Below are 17,846 nucleotides of genomic sequence, written 5' to 3'. Positions count from 1 at the left end.
TGCGGCGTGCCCGCCGTCCGTAACTCCTGCTCGCCGCACGCGACCGCCCGCCCGGCCCGCGACTCCTCGAAGCGTTGGGCAGCGACGGGTTCCTTCCTGCAGGAGTTATGAACCGGGGGGAAACGGGACGGCTCGCGCTAGCCCGGTAGATTGGTACGCGCGTGTCTGCGGGCGTGGCGTCAAAGATCGCCGGCCGCGGGCATCCTGGCACCCCACGAATGGAGCACCATGGCCGACTACGACGCCGTCATCGAGATTCCGCGCGGCAGCCGCAACAAGTACGAGGTCGACCACGAGACCGGTCGCGTGTACCTGGACCGCGTTCTCTTCACGAACTTCAGCTACCCGACCGACTACGGGTTCTTCGAGAACACGCTCGGCGAAGACGGCGACCCGCTCGATGTGCTCGTGCTGCTGGACTACCCGCTGTTCCCGGGCGTCGGAGTCAAGGTGCGACCCGTCGGCGTTCTGCACATGAGCGACGAGGCAGGCGGCGACGACAAGATCATCGCCGTGCAGTACAAGGATCCGCGGTGGACGCACATCCAGGACGTCGACGACATCCCCGAGTACACGAAGAAGGAGATCCAGCACTTCTTCGAGCACTACAAGGACCTCGAGCCGGGCAAGTGGGTCAAGGTGGATGCCTGGGGCTCCTCCGCCGACGCCGACCGGCTCGTGCAGGAGGCCATCGCGCGGCTCGCCGAGCAGGGGCACTGATCCCGGGTCGCGCTGCAGGGGCGGCCGATCCGCCTCGAACGGATCGCCGCGCTTCTCCACGTCGACCGGCCGGGATTGTGGCAGCGGTAGCCGTTGCGCTCCTGCTGAGCGGATGCGCCGCGGAGCACGACGCCGCATCACCCCCGCCGACGGCGACCTCGACGCCATCGCCGTCGCGGTCCGCGCTCGACACGGGCGCACTGAACGACGAACTCGCGGCGCTCGAGCAGCAGTACGGCGCACGAGTCGGCATCCGGATGCTCGACACGGGCACCGGCCAGTCGTACGGCTACCGAGACTCCGAGCGCTTCGCTCTCGACTCGACGAGCAAGCTGTTCACGTCTGCCGCTGTGCTGCAGCACGCGACGGACGCCCAGCTCGCCGCGATCATCCACTATGACGCCTCCGACCTGCAGTCGTATTCGCCCATCACGTCGCAGCACGTGGATGACGGCATGCCGCTCTCGGATGTGATCGCTGCCGCGCTGCAGTACAGCGACAACACCGCCGCGAACCTGCTGTACGAGCAGCTGGGCGGGCCGGCATCCGCGCAGGAGCGCGTTCGCTCGTGGGGTGACGCCGTGACGAACCTCGACCGCACGGAGCCCGATCTCAACTCGGCGGTGCCGGGCGATCCGCGGGACACCTCGACGCCCGAGCAGGTCGCGACCGACCTGAAGAGCATCCTGCTCGGAAGCACGCTGCCGGCGAAGCGTCGCGATTTCTTGGTACAGACGATGCTGGGCAACACGACGGGCGGCACGTACATCCGTGCCGGCGTCCCGGTGTCGTGGCGCGTCGCCGACAAGACCGGCAACGGTGGTTACGGGTCGCGCAACGACATCGCCGTGCTCTATCCGCCGCAGGGCGAGCCGATCGTGCTCGCCGTTTACACCACGCGCAGCACCGCGGATGCCACCTCGAACGACGACCTCATCGCGACAGTCACGAAGGACGTCGTCGCCGCTCTGCGCTGAGGATGCCTACGCCGACGGGCGCGCCACGTACGGGTACGGCGAGCCCCACAGGCCCTGCACGGCGAGAGGCTCACCATAGTCGCGCGCCGCGATGATCTGGTTGTTCCCCAGGTAGATCGCGTCATGGTAGAAGCCGCCGTCGTACCAGAAGATGATGTCGCCGCGCTGGCGCTGACTGAGCGGAACGATCTGCCCACGGGCCTGTGCCGTGTAGAACTGGTCGGTCACACTGTGGGACCCGACGTAGACGCCCGCGGCACCGTAAGCCGCCATCACGAGGCCCGAGCAGTCGTAGTAGATCGGCCCGGCGCCGCCTAGGTCGTAAGGAGCGCCGATGTGGGCGTAGGCGTAGCCGATGGCCGCCTCCACCACACTCGAGTTCGGAGCGCCGACTCCGCCGCCACCGCCTCCGGAAGGCGCCGAGGATCCACCCCCACCGGACGAACCGCCGGAGGACGAGCCGCTAGAGGAACCCCCGGACGAGGAACCAGAGGACGAGGAACCGCCTGACGAGGAACCACTAGCGGGTGATCCCCCCGAACTCCCGGCCTGGCCGACCTGAGACGGAGCTGGCGGCTGCGCCGCCGCGGCTGCGGCTGCCGCCGCTGCCTTCGCCTTGACTCCGTCGGCGTACTGCTGCGCGACCTCGACCGACGTGTTCTGCAGCGTCGCGAGCTGCGACACCAGCTCCGTCTGCTTCGTCTGCTGGTCCGCGAGCGCCGCCTGCGCTGCCGACGCGGCATCCTTCGCCTTCTGCAGATCGGATGCCGCGGCATCCGCCAGGACCTTCCGCGTCTTCTCCGCGGCCGCGGCCTGGTCCGACAGCGACGCCGCCGTGTTCTTGTCGGTGACCGCTTGCTTGTAGATCGCGCTGGACTGCTCGGTGAGCTGGCTCATGGTGCCGAGCTGGTAGAGCAGTTTGTCGGAGGCATCCGTGTCGCCGCCCGAGAGCAGCAGGTTCACTGAGGAGTCGCCGCCGGTCTTGGCCAGATGGGATGCCAGCAGCCCCGCCCGCATTGCCGAGGTCTTGGCCGTCTTGGCCGCGGCCTTCGCCTTGTTCTGCAGATCGGATGCCTTCGACGTCGCGTCGTCGAGCTTGGCCTTCGTGAGGAGGTAGGCCTCTGCGGCCTTGTCCGCGGCGACGCTCGCGGCATCCGCCTGCTTCTGCAGGTCGCCGATGAGGCCGGTGATCTTGTCGACGAGCGACTGCTGGTCGGCCACGTTCTGCTTGGCCTGCTGAACGTCGTTCCAACTGGGGTAGTCGTCGGCGTGCGCGGGCGGTACCGCGATGCCGATGGCCCCGGTCATGACGCCGACGACCGCCGCACTCATCGAGAGCGGTACCAGCGACGACGTGCGGTTCGCGGGCCGCCTGCGCTTGCCGCTGTCGACATCCGCCACCGGATGCCCTGCGGGACCCCACACCGATGCCCGCTCCCGCTGGCGCCGCTCGGCCTGCAGGATGTCGTTCTCGCGTCGCAGCCGCTCGGCGCGCGCGGTCTCGTTCGGCGATTCGGTTGCCATATCGCCCCCCGCGATACTCAGGTGAGGGGTGCGCCGTGGCTTGCCATGAACGGGATCGGGTTGATCGCGCTTCCGCCTTGCCGCACCTCGAAGTGCAAGTGGCAGCCGGTCGAATGTCCGGTCGAGCCGACCCGGGCGATCGGTTCACCGGCGCCGACCCTCTCGCCATAGCTGACGAGAATGCCTCCGCTCACGATATGTCCATACCCTGTTGAAATGCCACCCCCGTTATCGAGGAGCACGAAGTTGCCGTAGCCGCCGTTCCAGCCGGCGTAGGTGACGACGCCGTCGTGGGCGGCGTGGATGGTGGCGCCGCATCCGCCGCCGATGTCCACTCCTTCGTGGAAGCTCGTGCAGCCGGAACAGGGCGAGACTCGCCATCCGAAGTAGTCGGTGATCGGTCCTCCGACGGGCACCGCCCAGCCCTGGGGGCCGACGTTCCCGCCGGCCAGCGCCGCCGCTGCAGCCGCCTCCGCAGCCTTGCGGCGCGCCTCGACGCCTGCCTCGTAACCGGCCACGGTCTTTGCCGTCGTGTCCTGCAGCGCTGCCAGCTGAGCCTGCAGCACCACGGATTGCGCCTGCTGCGTCGCGAGGGCTTGCTGCGCAGCCTGGGCTGCCGCGACCGCCTTCTTGTAGGCGGCATCCGCCTCCGTGCGCAGCTGCTCGCGCTCCGTGCGCGCCGCATTGGCCTGGTCGCTCATCGACTTCGCCGTGTTGCGCGCCTGCTCGGCCTGCTGATAGATGCCGCTCGTGTTCTCGACCAGCTTCGAAGCGGATCCGAGGTGATCGAGCAGCTTGTCAGCATCCTTCGCGCTCTTCGACCCGCTCAGGAACAGGTTGGCCGTCAGGTTGCCGCCGCCGGAGCGGTAGAGCTCGGCCGCGAGGCGTCCTGCCTGGGTGGTGGCGTCATCCGCCTTCTTCTGCAGACCGGATGCCTGCGACTGCAACGCCTGCGCCCGCTGGTCGGAGACGTCGAACTTCTGTTGCGCCTCCGCGAACTCGTTGCCGGCTTTGACCGACTCCGCCTGGGTTTGCGAGACCTGCGTCTCGAGGTTGGCGATGAGTCCCTGGATCTTGGTCACCTCGGCCTGAGCGGCAGCCTGATTGGACTTCGCGTTCTGCACGTCCTGCCAGCTCGGATAGTCGTCGGCGTGCGCGGGAGCCGCGACGCCTCCGACGAGCACGAGGCCCGCGATCGCGATCAGCGCGCGGGTTGCGAGGCGGGCATCCGGTCGCCGGAACGCTCGCCTGAAGCGCACGCGTCGTCGCGTACGGTCGTCTCGCGTCATGGCTCTTCCTCGTGTGCGGTCGCGGGGGTGCGCCGGCGGGGTACTCGAGCGACTGTAACCCGGGTGGGGCGCGCGCCCCGGGTCATTCGGCGAGGGTTGCCGGATTCGTCGTGAGCCTCCCGCTTCGGCACCCTGCCCTGTTTCTGCCCGGCCCCTACTTCAGGCCGGACTCCGCAATGCCCTGCACGAACTGTCGCTGGAAGACCAGGAAGACGATGATCACCGGGATCATCGACAGCAGGGTGACCGCCATGATCTGGTCCCACGGATGCGAGTAGGCGCCGTTCAGCGAGTTCAGGCCGACCGACATCGTGAACTTGTCGGGAGTCTGCAGTGCCACCAGAGGCCAGATGAAGTCGTTCCAGCGCCACACGAACGTGAGGATCGTGAGGACGGCGATGAGTGGACCGCTCATGGGCAGAACCACGCGCCGGAAGATGCGGAACTCACTCGCCCCATCCACCCGGGCGGCCTCGATGAGCTCGTCGGGAACGGCGATGAGGAACTGGCGCGCGATGAAGATGCAGATCCCCTGGGCGGCGCTGGGCAGGATCACCGACCAGTAGGAGTTCACCAGTCCGAGCTTCGAGATGATCACGAACTCGGGCACGACGATGACCTGGATCGGAACCATGATCGTGAGCAGCATGAGCGCGAAGAGGGCATTCCTGCCCCGGAACCGGTACTTCGCGAAGGCGTATCCCGCCAGCAGGCTGATGGCGACCGACAGGATGACGCTCGCCACCGAGGTGATCGTCGAGTTGAGCATCCAGAGTCCGATGGGCTGGCTCTGGAAGACCCTGGCGAAGACGCTGAAGTCGACTCGCGTCGGCCACAAGGCGAAGCCGGATCCCTCGGCGAGTCCGCCCGGACTGATCGCAGTGACGAAAACCCAGTAGACGGGGAAGAACATGATCAAGGCACCGGCGACAAGCAGTGCCCAAACCACCCAGCGGCCGACATTTCGTCGTGTCGTGCCAGGACGCCGTCTCGGCGAAGTGGCGGGCGGGCGTGCTGCGACCACCGTCTTCTCGGTGTACGCCGTCATGATTGGTCCTCCGTTCGACGAGAGAGTCGATTGCGAAGCAGGGTGAGTACGAGCAGAGCGGCCACGAGGAACACGCCGACCGCGGAGGCATAACCCATGCGGCCGTCCGTGAAGGCGGACCGGAAGATGTACTGGATGAGCACCGTCGTGGAGAACCCCGGGCCTCCGCCGGTCATCACATAGATCACGTCGAACGCCTGGAGCGAGAAGACGATGTTGAGAACGATCAGCATGTAGGTCGTCGGATTGAGCAGCGGCCACGTGATGGACGCGAAGCGCCGCCAGGTGCCCGCGCCGTCGATCTGTGCTGCTTCGAGCAGCGACGGGTTGATGCCCTGCAGAGCCGCGAGGTACGTGACCATGCAGAAGCCGATCCGACCCCAGACGACCGCCAGGATGACCGTGAGCATCGCCCAGCTCGGTGAGCTCAGCCAGTCGATCCGCGGAAGACCGACCAGCTGCAGGAACGCGTCGACGATGCCGTTGTCGCTGTTGAACATCCACACCATCACCAGCGACACAGCGACGCCGGAGACCACCATCGGCAGAAAGTAGAGACTGCGGATGATGCCCCTGCCCGGCAGTTTGCGGTTCAGCATCACCGCGAGGAGAAGGCCGAGCGCCGTGCTCGTCGGGACAGTGCCGATGGTGAACACGACGGTGTTCCACACACTCGTCCAGAACAGAGGGGTCGTGAGCATCTTCGTGTAGTTGTCGACGCCGACCCAGGTGCCTCCGCCGAACAGCTGCACGTCTTGGAAGCTCAGGATGACCGCTGCCGCGATGGGCGCGAACGCGAAGATGGTGAAGAGAACGAGACTAGGGCTGACGAAGACCCAGGGAGCGAGCCTGCCCTCGCGCCGCGTGCGACTCTTCCGTCGCTCGCCGAGCGGCGTGCTGGTGCTGCCACCCGCCCTCCCCGGCGAAGCGCCTTCGGCAGGATGCGAGAGCGCGCTGGTCATGACGCGTTCTTGATGCCGTCGGCGATGTTCTTCGCCGTCGCCTTCGGGCTCTGACTGCCGATGAAGCAGAGGTCGAGCTGGTCCGCCAGCACCTGGTTGATCGACGCGAAGTTCGGAAGGGTCTCCACCTTCGCCATCGCCGCGGGCACCGTCTTCGCCTGCTCGCTGAACAGGCTCATCTGCTGCGAGTTCGAGGCGAACTCGAGCTTCTCGTCCATCAGAGCGGTGCGCACGGGCAAGAAGAGATCGGTCTCGCAGAAGTACTTCATGTTGGCCTGGTCGCAGACGAACTGGATGAAGTCGGCCGCCACGGCTGGGTTCTTCGAGTTCTTGGAGACGGAGAGAAGGTTGCCGCCCAGATCGGAAGCGGCCGAGACATCCTTCGGCATGTAGGTGATGTTCCACTTCTCCTGCGGCAGGCCCTTGCCGATCTCGGCCATGATCCAGTCGCCGAAGAGCATGAGTCCGACCTGCCCGCTCGTGAAGGTGTTCTCGACAGCGGCGGTGGTGGAGCCCTTGATCGTGTTCGACTTGGGGATGAGTCCTTCGCTGTACAGCTGCTGGAACCACGCGATCGCTTCGACGCCCTCCGTCGAGTCGATGGCCGGCGTCTTGCCGTCGTCCTCCATCAGCTTGCCGCCGTGCATGTAGAGGAACGGCAGCCACCGATAGGCCGTGTTCACGCCCTCGAAGCCGTACGCGACAGCGGCCTTGCCGGTCGCCTTCTTGACCTCGCGAGCGATGCTGAGGAACTCGTCCCAACTCCAGGCCGCATCAAGGCTGTCGGGGAGCTTGGCGCCGATCGTCTGCATGATCTCGGTGCGGTAGTAGGTGCCGAAGGTGTCGGTGTGCTGCGGGATGCCGTGCACCTTGCCGTCGAGCTGTGCCGCGTTCCAGAAGGTCTCGCCGAAGCCTTTGCCGTAGTCCTTCTTCAGGTAGTCGTTCAGCGGGACGAAGCCGCCGTTCTTGGCCCATCGGCCGATCTGCTGCCACGTGTTGCGGATGATGTCGGGAGCGTTGCCGCCCGCGAGCTGTGTGCTCAGGTACTGGTTGAAATCGCCGTTCGGCGTGACCTGCACCTTGATGTTCACGCCCGGATGGGTCTTCTTGTACTCGGCCGCGAACTTCTTGTAGGCGACGATGTCGGCAGGGATGTTCCACGTCGTCATCACCAGGTCGGCCTTCGTGTCCGGGCCGACCTTGCTCGACCCGGCCGATGCGTCGCTTGCCGAGCACGCCGCGAGCGCGGGCGCCAGGGCCATTCCGCCGACCGCGGTCGCCGCGTACCGAAGCGCCGTGCGCCTGGAGATGAGCTTCGGGTCGTGAGATGAGTACTGCGAGGGCATGACAAACTCCTTTGTTCACGGGTGGTGCGAAACCGACCAGCACGCCGAGGTGCTGCGTCGCGTTGGGCTGAAGCCGAGTTCGAGCCTCGGCCGGGGGTCAGGCCGCCGAGACCGCTTGCTCCTCGGCCGGCGTGGTCGACGCGGGCCGTAGTGCATCCGGCAGCAGCCGTGAGTGCGCCACGAGCAGTTCGTCGGTCATGGCGTGGATCTCGTCGAGCGTCAGCAGGGCCGCCGTCAGCGGGTCGAGGGCGACGGCGTGGTACACGTTCTGGATGTCGCCGGTCAGCGCCGCGCGCACGGCGAGCGTCTGCACGCCGATATTCGTGCGGTTGAGCGCCGCCAGCTGCGGCGGGAGCTCCCCGATCGATGTCGGCTGAACGCCGTTCTTATCGACGAGGCAGGGAACCTCGACACAGGCATCCGCGGGCAGGTTCGTGATCAGCGAGGAGTTCGGCACGTTGCCGTAGATCACGCTCGGCACTCCGGTGACGAGGGAGTTCACGATGGATGCGCCGTATTCGACCGAGGGCGCAAGGTTCTCCTTCAGCTTCTCGAGCTGCTCGTCGATGTCGCCCTGTTCGTCGTGCGCCGAGCAGATCTCGAAGTAGTCCCATCGCTCGGGGATGAACTCGGAGACGAGGTCGGGGTTCTTGCGGAAGTAGGGCAGGTACTCGGATGCGTGGTGGCTCGATTCCGTTTGGAAGTAGCCGAACGTCTCCATGATCGAGGTGCGGACCTGCTCGTTCCCGCCCTCGTAGTTGCTGGATTCGGCCGCGGCTTCGCTGTGGTCTCCGTCGTCGGACAGAAGCCCCTCGGCGCCGCGACCGCGCAGGTGACGGGCACGCATGGTCTCGTGCAGCCGAGGGTAGAGATCCTCGCCGTTGCGTTCGAACTTGAGGATCCAGGCCTGGTGGTTGATGCCGGCGGAGACGTAGTTCACGTCCTCGTAGGGCACGCCGAGGGTGCGCGCGAGCATCCGTGTCGTCCCCTGAACGCTGTGGCAGAGCCCGACCGTCTTCAGGCCCTTCGCGTTGAGGAACGCGGTCGCCATCGCCATGGGGTTGGCGTAGTTGATGAACTGGGCGTTCGGGCACAGCTCGAGGGCATCCGCTGCGATCGCCTCGTAGGCGCCGACCGACCGCAGGAATCGGAACACACCACCTGGCCCGACGGTGTCGCCGACGGTCTGGTCGACGCCGTAGCGGCGTGGGATCTCGACGTCGTGCCGGTACGACTCGATGCCTCCCACCTGGAAGGTGATGATGACGACATCGGCGTCGCGGAGCGCCTCGCGGCGGTCCGTGGTCTCGTCGACCTGGATGTCGAAGTCGTAGTGAGACGCCAGCTCGCGTGCGGCATCCGCCACTCGCGCCACGCGATCCGCGTTGATGTCCATCAGGCAGAGACGGCCGCTGCGCAGAGCGGGAAAACTCATCAGGTCGCCGATGAGACGGAACGGGAACACGAAGCCACCGGCTCCGATGATGGTGATCTTGGGCTTGGCTGCGATGTCAGGCATACCGATACGGTACGAACCAACTGGGTCGGCAGGCTTCTCGTTCATAAGGCTGTCTTTCCAGAATCCTCAGGTGCGCTTATCGTGATGGGATGCGCCAGCGCCGGCCTTCGACGATCACCCCCGAATCGCAAGTTGTGGTGGAAGACCCTGCGATCTGGGCGCGCCTCGGAACGGCGCCGCAGATGGAGAAGTCGCACCGCCACGACGACCTGGAGCTCAACTACGTCGTCGACGGTCACCTCAAGTACCTGTTCGGAGGCGACCGCCTGCTCGTCGAAGCCGGACAGATCGCGATGTTCTGGGCATCCACTCCCCATCGCCTCATCGACGACGAGACCACACTCAAGGGCAAGAACTACTGGGTGCACATTCCGTTGTCGACGGTCTTCAGCTGGGGACTCCCGAGCGAGCACCTTCGCGAACTGCTGACCAGCCGACCGATCGTTCTTCCGATGGAGGCGGCGGGCCGCGCCGTCGAGCCGATGTTCTCGTCGTGGGTCAGCGACCTGACCGGCGGCCCGACCGAGCAATGCGCTCTTCTGGAGATCCAGGCCCTGGTGCAGAGGCTGCTCTTCCACTTCCTCGAGCACGGCGCGGAGGCGACACAGGCATCCGGCGCCACTCATCTGCACAACGACGGCATGCAGCACATCGTCGAGATGGCTCAGTTCACCGTCGCGAACTTCCGCTCCGACATCACTCCGGCCGACATCGCCAGGGCAACGCACCTGAACCCGAACTACGCGATGACGCTCTTCCGTGAAACCGTCGGAACCACACTGGGTGCCTACCTGACGCGGTGCCGCATGGCCGAAGCTCAGCGGCTGCTGCTCACCACGACCATGACGACGAGCGAGATCGCGCACGCGGCCGGCTTCGGTTCGCAGAGCAGCTTCTACGCTCACTTCACCCGTTCCTGCAACGTTTCCCCGAGCGCCTACCGGCACGGTGCTCGGGCAGAGCAGCAGGTGCTGAAGTCGCACGGCGCCGGACAGCAGACGATCTGCTCGCCCCAGCCTTTACAGGTCTTATCCGCCCCGAGCGGACTGTGATCGACATCCATCGATCCACGTCCCCACCGGTTTGGCGATCGGCCAGCCCTCCCTTATGCTTGACCCTCGGTAGTCATACGCCGTGAGCGCAGACGGCCCCATCGTTTAGCGGCCTAGGACGCCGCCCTTTCACGGCGGTAGCACGGGTTCGAATCCCGTTGGGGTCACGACTACACTGAATAATTGAAAACACACAAGGCCCTGTAGCGCAGTTGGTTAGCGTGCCGCCCTGTCACGGCGGAGGTCGCGGGTTCAAGTCCCGTCAGGGTCGCGCTGGAGAAGCCCTTCTTTATGGAGGGCTTCTTTTCCAGTGGGCATCCTTCCTTGTGCCGGATGCCTCGGCTCTGTAGCTCAGTTGGTAGAGCGTTCGACTGAAAATCGAAAGGTCACCGGATCGATGCCGGTCGGAGCCACCAAGAAAAACCCCCGATTCTACTGGGATTCGGGGGTTCTTTTTATGCCTCCGGCGAGGAGGGCCGAGAGCCATCTGACTACATTTTGACTACATCTGACTGCGTCGCGCTGTCATTCAGGGCGACGGCAACGGCGTCAAGGTCATCATCGAAGAGGTCCGCGTAGACGTCCAACGTCATGGCGGCGGAGGCGTGGCCGAGCATCCGCTGCACCGACTTCACGTTTGCTCCGGCCGATACAGCGAGGGATGCCGCCGTGTGCCGCAGGTCATGAATCGTCAGTCGTGGAAAGGTGGAGTCGTTCTCCATGCAGCGGGCGACTGCGGTGTTGAATACCCGGTTGCGGAAGTTGCCCGCACGAAACACGCCACCGTCGGCGCCGAAGAAGACCAAGTCATCGGGTTTCCTGCCTGAGCAGCGCTGTGCCAGGGCATCGGTCAGCAGCTCGGGGAACGGCACCGATCGTCGTTCGTGGTTCTTCGGGGTTCCCCAGACGATGACGCCTCGAGGTTCTGACACGGCCTGAGCGACGTCGACTCGGCGGCGTGCGAAATTGACTCGGCTGACCTTCAAGCCGGCCATCTCCCCCCACCGCAGCCCGGTATAGGCGAGGAAGAGGACGACGTCTCCCTGCGTCCCGCACTCGGTGGCGAGCGCTCGCACTTGCTGATGAGTCAAGTATCCGTGCTCTCGCCGAATGAGCCTCGGCAGCTGGATCCCGTCTGACGGGTTGCTGGTCAGCAGCCCATCCCGAATCGCGTACCGGAGCACACCGGCCAGAACCAGGTGAATCTGCCTCACCATGGAGGGCCCGAGGTGCTCGGTGAGTTCGCCCACCCACTTTTGAACATCACCGTGGCGAACATCCACCAGGCTCAGCCGCCCCCACCGGGGCAGGACGTACTTGTCCAGATGAAACCGGTAACCCGACCGTGTCGTCGGCTTCACCTGCACCTGTGCCTGGTACCACTCCTCAGCTATCACCGAAACCGGCGTGCGGGCCTTCGTCGGATCTATCCAGTCGCCCTTGGCTTGCCTGACCTCCAGCTCGGCAAGGAAGAGTTCCGCATCACGCTTTGTCTTGAAGCCACGCTTCATTGTGTGGCTATGATCCGGCTTCCGATACTGCACCCGGTACCGCTTACCCGCTGCCGTCTGATACGGCTCCACCGACCCCATCCGACACCTCCGTTCCCCGCTTTCCAGTGTCGCAGCGGCCACCGACCGGCGAAAGATGACTGCTGTCAGCCCGAGGCCGCCATCAAACGAAGACGGATCCGGGCGCTACGCGGCACAGCATTCGTCGTGCAGGACGCCGCAGGCGTGCTGCCTGTCGGGGTCTTCTTGCCGCTCCGGAGGTCGATCCTAGCCGGCTTCCTCGGCTGCGCTCCCTCCACTCACTCTGCCTCATCGCCCGGCTCTTGATCTCGTTCGCCGAAACGGCCAGAAGAACGCATCTGGTACACGGCAGAACGAGGAGAGGGACTCATGAAGATGGAACTCATGAACTGTTCACCAACGACAAGACTGAAACAGTCGTCCTGCTCAACACCGAATTCGACGAACTCACGGCAGCCGAACACGTCCGGGCCCCCGAGCTCGCGATGTGGCTGATCGACGAAGGCTGGACCATCATGGCCTCGGCCGAATCACCGCTCGCACCCGTCGTCCGCAAAGGCGCCGAAGCAATGCACAGCACCTACGTGGCATACCAGGGCGGGGCGGCCGGCGGCATCGAGACTGCCGGGGTTCAGTTAGGGCCACACCACAACCACCACTTCGGTCGGTAGGAGGCGACAGCGAACGTCGCTCGTACGATGAGGATCGGCGACTCGCCATCCGCGGCGAGTTCGCCTGCGTCTATGCATCGCTGCCGCGGGGGACGTCGTTGCATTGGTGGGGGCCGTGGCCTTCGCACTCGAAGCGTGCCGATACTCGGTTGCGAGCGGTTGGCCGGGAAGCCCGAGCCTGCCTAGGCCGGCTTACTCCCTCCGACCATTTCGGCGAACCCTTCGTCCTGCGACTCGAGCTCGCGAAGGTAAGCGGACGCGTTGACTCGCTCAATAAACCGTGTCGCATCGACGAGTGGCTTGCTCGGATCCTCTTCCAGCTGGAAGTCAATCCGCAATCTTCGCAACTCGTCCCGAAGCGCTTCCGTCTGAGTACCCACGATCAAGTCGCGTTCGATGTTCTCCACCAAGGAAAGCGCCTGATCACGCGTCGGCGTACCCAACGTCGCGGTCTGGAACGCCTTCACTGCCCGCTTTACCTTCCGCGCGACTCGCTCGGTCGACATCTCCAAATTCGCTGCTCGCTGCATCTTTACGAGCCGACCGAACAGAGCCCGGGCCACGGCGAGCAACTTGTCCCGCTGGTCATCCGTCACGTCGTCATCGCGGAGTAGCTCCGAAATGTGGCGGGCAAGGCCGACCTTGTCGAGGTGGAAGTCCTCGCCGAGCTTGGACCTCAGGAGAGTCTCGACGACTTTCTGAGTACCCGAACCATCAAACGAAAGGTCTTGAATGACGACGCTTTGAATCTTCTTCTCTGCTGCCTGACCGAGGAACTCAGCCACGTAGTTTCGAGCCGCCCGGAGCACGACCTCGACGGGAAGGAGGTCTTCGATTTCGCTGAAGCCCTGCGGCCGGGAAGGCGTCAAACCGTCCCCATCAAGGCTTGCGAGCTGGAGGACGTAATCCTTCTTGAGCAGACACTTGTTGTAGGGACCGCCTTTGTTGAGGGTCGCAGCAGCTTTGTCGCCGCTCGCGTCTGAGTCAAGCAGGGTGATGACTGCCGGGCGATCGACATCGCGGCCAACGGCAAGGTAAACGAGGTACGGGATCTGCGAGGCGCTTCCGGCGGGGACGAGCGTGATGGTGTTGAGGTTTAGGTTCTCCGCAGTCAGCTCCGGGTGGGTCCGGGCCATCCATGCGGAAACCGCGGCCAAGATGATCTGGTCCGACATTCCTTCAACCATCAGGTTGCACTGCCCGATGAAAGTCGTCTCGGCCACGAACGCACCGAAAGCGGAGCGCAGAGGCTCGTAGTGGTTACGGGCTGCGTTCCGAACCACCCGGGTACCTTCGTCGGCCTCCCCCTTCTCTAACACCCGGATCCGCTCGCCGTGGTTCTTGTCGATGAGAAACGGCGAGTGCGTCACATAGACCACCTGCGCGGCCTGGCGCTCTGGATTCGCAGGGCGGGCGACGTCCTCGAAGATTCGGAGCAAGTCCTGCTGACCCTGACTCGAGAGGAACGCATCGGGCTCGTCCATCAGAAGGATCTCATTCGGCGAACCACGCGCCGGGCGGTGGGCGAGGTACTGGACGAAGTAGCTGAGAAAGTACTTCATCCCGCCGCTGCGTTCGGCAAAGGAGTACTCCGTCCCTGTCCGGTCCTTGATCGTGAGAACAAGATCCAAGCCGCGCACACTGACGAGCAGTTGGAACTTATGGTCTTGACTCCACCAATGCGGGAAGTTCAGACCGGTCGCGAGACTACGGTTCACTCTCTCGACCAGGCCGTTGACGTACCCGTCGTCTCCAGCAACGACCGAGTCAAGGATCTGTTGGAACGTCGACTCACTGACCCCGCCGACATGAAGGAGGAGATCCCTGACGAGCGTGACCTGCGCGGCGGAGACGCCGTCTTCGCCCGGGGGCGCCGCGGCGTAGGCCTGATAGATCGCGTCCGCAGCCCCTTGGACAGTGGCAGCGTTGGTGAAGAATTGGGGATTCTGCTGCACGAAGGCAGCTACGGCGGTAGCCGAGTTCGGGGGCGAGCCTGCCAAGTCACCACGCTGAGTCAGCCGAGCGAGAGGCACACGGTTAGGCAGCGCGGTCCTTGAGTCGATCTCGAACCAGGTCGGGAGGAGCGCTTCCACGAGAGTCGGATTGGCTGGCGCGTGTCTCGTCGTCTGGTCGCCCGTTACAAAGACTTCAAGGGGCCGACCGCTCAATCGGAACACCCGCACCTGATCGTCAGCGCTGAGTTCCGCGCCTATCGCGGTTCCGATCGAGGCGCGATCCGTGTCAGTGAGACCTCCAAGTTGCAAGCCGAAGTCGGGCGATGGGAGGTCGCGGTTGATCGAGAACACCTCGGAGTACCGGCAGAAGTCGGACGGCTTCGCGCCCTGTCCGGTGAGCGTGAACTTGATTGCGTCGAGCAGCTGGCTCTTGCCCGACTCGTTTGCACCGACCACCGTTGTGACGTCCGGGGCCAGGGGGATCTGCACGAATGGAAACGCGCGCCCGTCTTCGAGCACGTCCCACAGATCTGGCTGATAACGATTGTGGGCTTGGCGCAGGTAGTCAAAATTGAACGACCGGAAGAATCGCACGTATAAAGTCGCGACGATCAAGGTGCTCCCCAGGAATCGAGCCGGCGACTTGCCGGCAGATGTTGTGAGCCCACCTTATGCGTGACCACCGACGGGGCCTGAGCCACAGACGTTTGTCACCTCACCTTCAATACGCCGCTAGATCGAGCTGACCGCCAGGGCGTGCCACCCGTTGAAGGCCAGAGCCATGAGCGGGCGCCTCGTTGAGGCCTCGCCGACCGCCGGTACGGTCGGAGACCCTGCCGCCGAGCGCCCGCTTAGTGATCCGCTTGCGGCCGACCGTCGCAGTCGGTGCGCGGCATGGAACACCCGGCGGGAGGGTGCTTGCTCTGTTTGCAACGTCACCCGAACGCGGGATGGATATGGCCGGGACCGGCTCATAGAGTCTTTTTCCAGACCCCTTGTAGCTCAACGGACAGAGCAGCCCTCTTACTAAGGGAAGGTTGCGGGTTCGAGTCCCGCCAAGGATTCCGTGATGCGATCACGGCGCGGGTCCCCTGCCAACGCAGTGGGACCCGCGAAACTCCGTCGTAGTAATCGGCTACAGGGACCGAGCCCGCACATTCGGCCCCGGGCAATGCGAGATTCGCCTTCCGCAATGCTCGTACCATTCGCCGGCGCTCAAAGGCGAACATGAACGAAACGACGGACGACGCGAGCGCGGCCAGGGCAGTCTTGTTCGAGAGCGTGCCGACCGGTGAGGAACTTTCGTCTTCAAAGGATCAGGCGGCATAGTCTGTTCATTGGGTCTGCACTTAGATCGAGAGATTTCAAGGTGCATCCGTTCGGCGCGATATAGGCGGGCTAGGCAATGAGGGACGGCATGGGTCCATCGTCGGCTGTAACCATGGCCCGGACTCCGAGCGCTTAGTAGCGCAGGGCGCGTCCCGTACGGAGCTTTTCTCTAGTTTCTTCGAACGGGTCTGGACCGTGAACCGACACCATGAGACGGAGGTGCCACCCCGCGCTCTTATCGGTAATCCGTTCCACCCTTACCACGAGGTCGGGAACGCCTTCAGGTGACATGGGCTCAACAAATCGCGCCAACCAGTCGGGCAGGTAACCGATTACATCGTCATTCTCGGTGAACAGTAGGAGGGCTGCCGGGTTGTAGTCGTTTCCTATCTCTCGCCGGACCGTTAGCACGTCCCCTGGGCTAAGCGCTTCCAGCACTCGCTCGAACTCGTCTTCGGTATAGGTTCGTGTCTCTCCCGCTTCGGTGCGGACCGTCTTGCTTTGGAAATACCGTAGGCCTGCGGCAAGGACGTAGCACGACCACCCGTCCCCATCCTGATGTGGAAGTGGTGTGACTTGAAGCGTGTCACCCTCGGAACCGCCTCCGGAATGGACCAGCTGCTCCCACGGAGTGGCTTCGGCGGGGTCGAGCTTGAGGCCATGAACAACTCGTGCAAAGTCGGAACGCGTTGGATCTAGGACGCGCTCTTGGAACAGAGGGAAGAGCTCATCGCTCGTGTAGACCTCTGACAGGTCGCGGAAACCGAGCAACGGCCTAAATCCCGCGATCGTCGATGCGGCTGGCAGATAAGCAAACGTGTAGGTGCTGCCGTCATACGACAGCAACGCGATCGGAGTCATCGCACGGGACGCTGGATCCTGCCACAGTACGGCCAGTTCAGTAGCAGTGCGTTCAGCTGTTCCACTTGGCATCGGTGATCCTCCTTCCGTTGATGTTCAGAACGTTGATTGCAAAGTTACGCGTGACCTCTGACACTCCGCCCACACTCATAACGATCGCGCCAAAATCTGCGCGGGAGACCTCATCAACCAGGAGTGCGATTCGCCTCAGTCCTTGAATGGTGCATGATCTAGCCGCCCGAACCGCGACTTCAAGGAGGGGTGTCGCCTGGTCGCCATCGAATCGACGCGCAAGCCCGTTCAAAGCGAAGGACTCCATACCACGGGGATCTCGCAATCGAGCCGCCCGTTGTTCGTCGCTCAGTTGAAAGCCCAGAGAGGCCTCAAGGTCATATGTGGCCGAGACGGTGTCGTCAAGGGCCGACAGGGATGACTGCGCACGTAGAACGGACCAATTCTGTTCATGACGGTCGCCGTTGCCAATCAGCGCGTCTAAGACTAGGTAGCTCGCCATCACGTCTATGGCAGTGCAACCGGCCCAAGACGCCCATCCGGGAGGCGGCCCATATCCTTCGAGACTTCGCAGGACGTTGGCAAGCGAGTGCCCGACCGAGGCAGTGCGAACTCGATGTGAGTCGCGTGTTTCGACTGCGATCGCGTCGATCATTGCCATTCGTCCGGTGACCATGTCATAGCCGCGCGGCCTCACATTCCGAACGATCACACCCTCGACGCCATGCCGCACTGCCGTAGTAGATTCAGCGGCCGGGAGGTCCAGGGCACCAGCAATCCGGGACGAGACTGCTTCGGTCCAGTCGCCCACCTGCCGCACGCCGTTCCCTTGGACGAAAGCCGGTTTGAAGAGCCAGTCAGAGCTGGGTTCGGAGGAGGACCCGCCGGGCATCCGAATCCACGCTTTCTCAGTGGCTCCCCGAGTTTCGACTAACACTTGCTCCCACGAACTTACGTCCAGTCGGCTGGCGATGGCGCGCATGGTCCCGCATTGTACGGACATGTTGCGATCAAACATCGAAGGCTCGGGCGCGGCGAGTTCCGAGCCC

General features: G+C 64.2%; 14 protein-coding genes and 4 tRNA genes. 8 read left to right on the top strand and 10 right to left on the bottom strand.

The window, feature by feature from the left end; genetic code table 11:
• The first annotated feature begins 228 nt into the window (after positions 1-228).
• Both ppa and bla read left to right on the top strand, forming a co-directional pair.
• Positions 229-720, top strand: coding sequence for an inorganic diphosphatase (ppa, locus tag ACYVI5_RS07730; RefSeq protein WP_460579701.1), 492 nt, complete (start codon positions 229-231; stop codon positions 718-720).
• A 77-nt stretch (positions 721-797) separates the two neighbouring features.
• The gene (bla, locus tag ACYVI5_RS07725) at positions 798-1,697 is read left to right on the top strand and encodes a serine hydrolase (protein WP_460579700.1); all 900 of its coding nucleotides are present in this window, start codon (positions 798-800) and stop codon (positions 1,695-1,697) included.
• Positions 1,698-1,703: 6 nt separating this feature from the next.
• Here the strand turns inward: bla and ACYVI5_RS07720 are convergent, their stop codons facing one another.
• The 6 genes from ACYVI5_RS07720 to melA all read right to left on the bottom strand — a co-directional run bounded on the left by ACYVI5_RS07720 (position 1,704) and on the right by melA (position 9,385).
• On the bottom strand, positions 1,704-3,221 hold the full coding sequence (locus ACYVI5_RS07720; RefSeq protein ID WP_460579699.1) for a C40 family peptidase: 1,518 nt from the start codon (positions 3,219-3,221) through the stop codon (positions 1,704-1,706).
• A gap of 17 nt (positions 3,222-3,238) precedes the next feature.
• On the bottom strand, positions 3,239-4,510 hold the full coding sequence (locus tag ACYVI5_RS07715) for a peptidoglycan DD-metalloendopeptidase family protein (RefSeq protein ID WP_460579698.1): 1,272 nt from the start codon (positions 4,508-4,510) through the stop codon (positions 3,239-3,241).
• A gap of 154 nt (positions 4,511-4,664) precedes the next feature.
• Positions 4,665-5,558, bottom strand: coding sequence for a carbohydrate ABC transporter permease (locus ACYVI5_RS07710; RefSeq protein ID WP_460579697.1), 894 nt, complete (start codon positions 5,556-5,558; stop codon positions 4,665-4,667).
• Positions 5,555-6,520, bottom strand: coding sequence for a carbohydrate ABC transporter permease (locus ACYVI5_RS07705; RefSeq protein ID WP_460579696.1), 966 nt, complete (start codon positions 6,518-6,520; stop codon positions 5,555-5,557). Before ACYVI5_RS07705 ends, ACYVI5_RS07710 begins: the two co-directional genes overlap by 4 nt.
• The gene (locus ACYVI5_RS07700) at positions 6,517-7,866 is read right to left on the bottom strand and encodes an ABC transporter substrate-binding protein (RefSeq protein ID WP_460579695.1); all 1,350 of its coding nucleotides are present in this window, start codon (positions 7,864-7,866) and stop codon (positions 6,517-6,519) included. The genes ACYVI5_RS07705 and ACYVI5_RS07700 overlap by 4 nt, the downstream gene beginning before the upstream one ends.
• Positions 7,867-7,963: 97 nt before the next feature.
• On the bottom strand, positions 7,964-9,385 hold the full coding sequence (melA, locus tag ACYVI5_RS07695) for an alpha-galactosidase (RefSeq protein ID WP_460579694.1): 1,422 nt from the start codon (positions 9,383-9,385) through the stop codon (positions 7,964-7,966).
• An 89-nt stretch (positions 9,386-9,474) separates the two neighbouring features.
• Between melA and ACYVI5_RS07690 the strand changes: the two genes are divergently transcribed.
• The 4 genes from ACYVI5_RS07690 (at position 9,475) to ACYVI5_RS07675 (ending at position 10,853) form a co-directional block, all read left to right on the top strand.
• On the top strand, positions 9,475-10,437 hold the full coding sequence (locus tag ACYVI5_RS07690) for a helix-turn-helix domain-containing protein (protein ID WP_460579693.1): 963 nt from the start codon (positions 9,475-9,477) through the stop codon (positions 10,435-10,437).
• Between the two features lie 94 nt (positions 10,438-10,531).
• Positions 10,532-10,604 (top strand) — tRNA-Glu (locus ACYVI5_RS07685).
• A 30-nt stretch (positions 10,605-10,634) separates the two neighbouring features.
• Positions 10,635-10,708: transfer RNA gene (locus ACYVI5_RS07680), tRNA-Asp, on the top strand.
• Between the two features lie 69 nt (positions 10,709-10,777).
• A tRNA-Phe gene (locus ACYVI5_RS07675) sits at positions 10,778-10,853 on the top strand.
• Between the two features lie 75 nt (positions 10,854-10,928).
• Here the strand turns inward: ACYVI5_RS07675 and ACYVI5_RS07670 are convergent.
• The gene (locus tag ACYVI5_RS07670) at positions 10,929-11,948 is read right to left on the bottom strand and encodes a tyrosine-type recombinase/integrase (protein ID WP_460579692.1); all 1,020 of its coding nucleotides are present in this window, start codon (positions 11,946-11,948) and stop codon (positions 10,929-10,931) included.
• Positions 11,949-12,271: 323 nt separating this feature from the next.
• Between ACYVI5_RS07670 and ACYVI5_RS07665 the strand changes: the two genes are divergently transcribed.
• On the top strand, positions 12,272-12,640 hold the full coding sequence (locus ACYVI5_RS07665; RefSeq protein ID WP_460579691.1) for a hypothetical protein: 369 nt from the start codon (positions 12,272-12,274) through the stop codon (positions 12,638-12,640).
• Between the two features lie 182 nt (positions 12,641-12,822).
• Here ACYVI5_RS07665 and ACYVI5_RS07660 read toward each other — a convergent pair whose 3' ends face one another.
• Positions 12,823-15,210, bottom strand: a complete 2,388-nt coding sequence (locus tag ACYVI5_RS07660; protein WP_460579690.1) for an AAA family ATPase — start codon at positions 15,208-15,210, stop codon at positions 12,823-12,825.
• Between the two features lie 376 nt (positions 15,211-15,586).
• On the opposite strand from ACYVI5_RS07660, the gene ACYVI5_RS07655 reads away from it, so the two are divergent.
• Positions 15,587-15,659, top strand: a tRNA-Val gene (locus ACYVI5_RS07655).
• 397 nt (positions 15,660-16,056) lie between these two features.
• Here ACYVI5_RS07655 and ACYVI5_RS07650 read toward each other — a convergent pair.
• Together ACYVI5_RS07650 and ACYVI5_RS07645 are read right to left on the bottom strand one after the other, a co-directional pair.
• Positions 16,057-16,785 carry an HIRAN domain-containing protein gene (locus tag ACYVI5_RS07650; RefSeq protein ID WP_460579689.1) on the bottom strand — a complete coding sequence of 243 codons (729 nt, stop codon included), beginning with the start codon at positions 16,783-16,785 and terminating at the stop codon, positions 16,057-16,059.
• 52 nt (positions 16,786-16,837) lie between these two features.
• Positions 16,838-17,779: a HipA domain-containing protein gene (locus ACYVI5_RS07645; protein ID WP_460579688.1), complete on the bottom strand. Its 942-nt coding sequence runs from the start codon at positions 17,777-17,779 to the stop codon at positions 16,838-16,840.
• Positions 17,780-17,846: the final 67 nt, after the last annotated feature.

This window comes from Humibacter ginsengisoli, assembly GCF_054780095.1.
This window is presented reverse-complemented; position numbering and strand designations above follow the sequence as displayed.

What these genes read in the sequence shown, in the direction of transcription:
- ppa (WP_460579701.1), top strand. Translation starts at nt 229, where the DNA reads ATGGCCGACTACGACGCCGTCATCGAGATTCCGCGCGGCAGCCGCAAC.
- ACYVI5_RS07720 (WP_460579699.1), bottom strand. Translation starts at nt 3,221, where the DNA reads ATGGCAACCGAATCGCCGAACGAGACCGCGCGCGCCGAGCGGCTGCGA.
- ACYVI5_RS07715 (WP_460579698.1), bottom strand. Translation starts at nt 4,510, where the DNA reads ATGACGCGAGACGACCGTACGCGACGACGCGTGCGCTTCAGGCGAGCG.
- ACYVI5_RS07710 (WP_460579697.1), bottom strand. Translation starts at nt 5,558, where the DNA reads ATGACGGCGTACACCGAGAAGACGGTGGTCGCAGCACGCCCGCCCGCC.
- ACYVI5_RS07705 (WP_460579696.1), bottom strand. Translation starts at nt 6,520, where the DNA reads ATGACCAGCGCGCTCTCGCATCCTGCCGAAGGCGCTTCGCCGGGGAGG.
- ACYVI5_RS07700 (WP_460579695.1), bottom strand. Translation starts at nt 7,866, where the DNA reads ATGCCCTCGCAGTACTCATCTCACGACCCGAAGCTCATCTCCAGGCGC.
- melA (WP_460579694.1), bottom strand. Translation starts at nt 9,385, where the DNA reads ATGCCTGACATCGCAGCCAAGCCCAAGATCACCATCATCGGAGCCGGT.
- ACYVI5_RS07690 (WP_460579693.1), top strand. Translation starts at nt 9,475, where the DNA reads ATGCGCCAGCGCCGGCCTTCGACGATCACCCCCGAATCGCAAGTTGTG.
- ACYVI5_RS07670 (WP_460579692.1), bottom strand. Translation starts at nt 11,948, where the DNA reads ATGAAGCGTGGCTTCAAGACAAAGCGTGATGCGGAACTCTTCCTTGCC.
- ACYVI5_RS07650 (WP_460579689.1), bottom strand. Translation starts at nt 16,785, where the DNA reads ATGACTCCGATCGCGTTGCTGTCGTATGACGGCAGCACCTACACGTTT.
- ACYVI5_RS07645 (WP_460579688.1), bottom strand. Translation starts at nt 17,779, where the DNA reads ATGCGCGCCATCGCCAGCCGACTGGACGTAAGTTCGTGGGAGCAAGTG.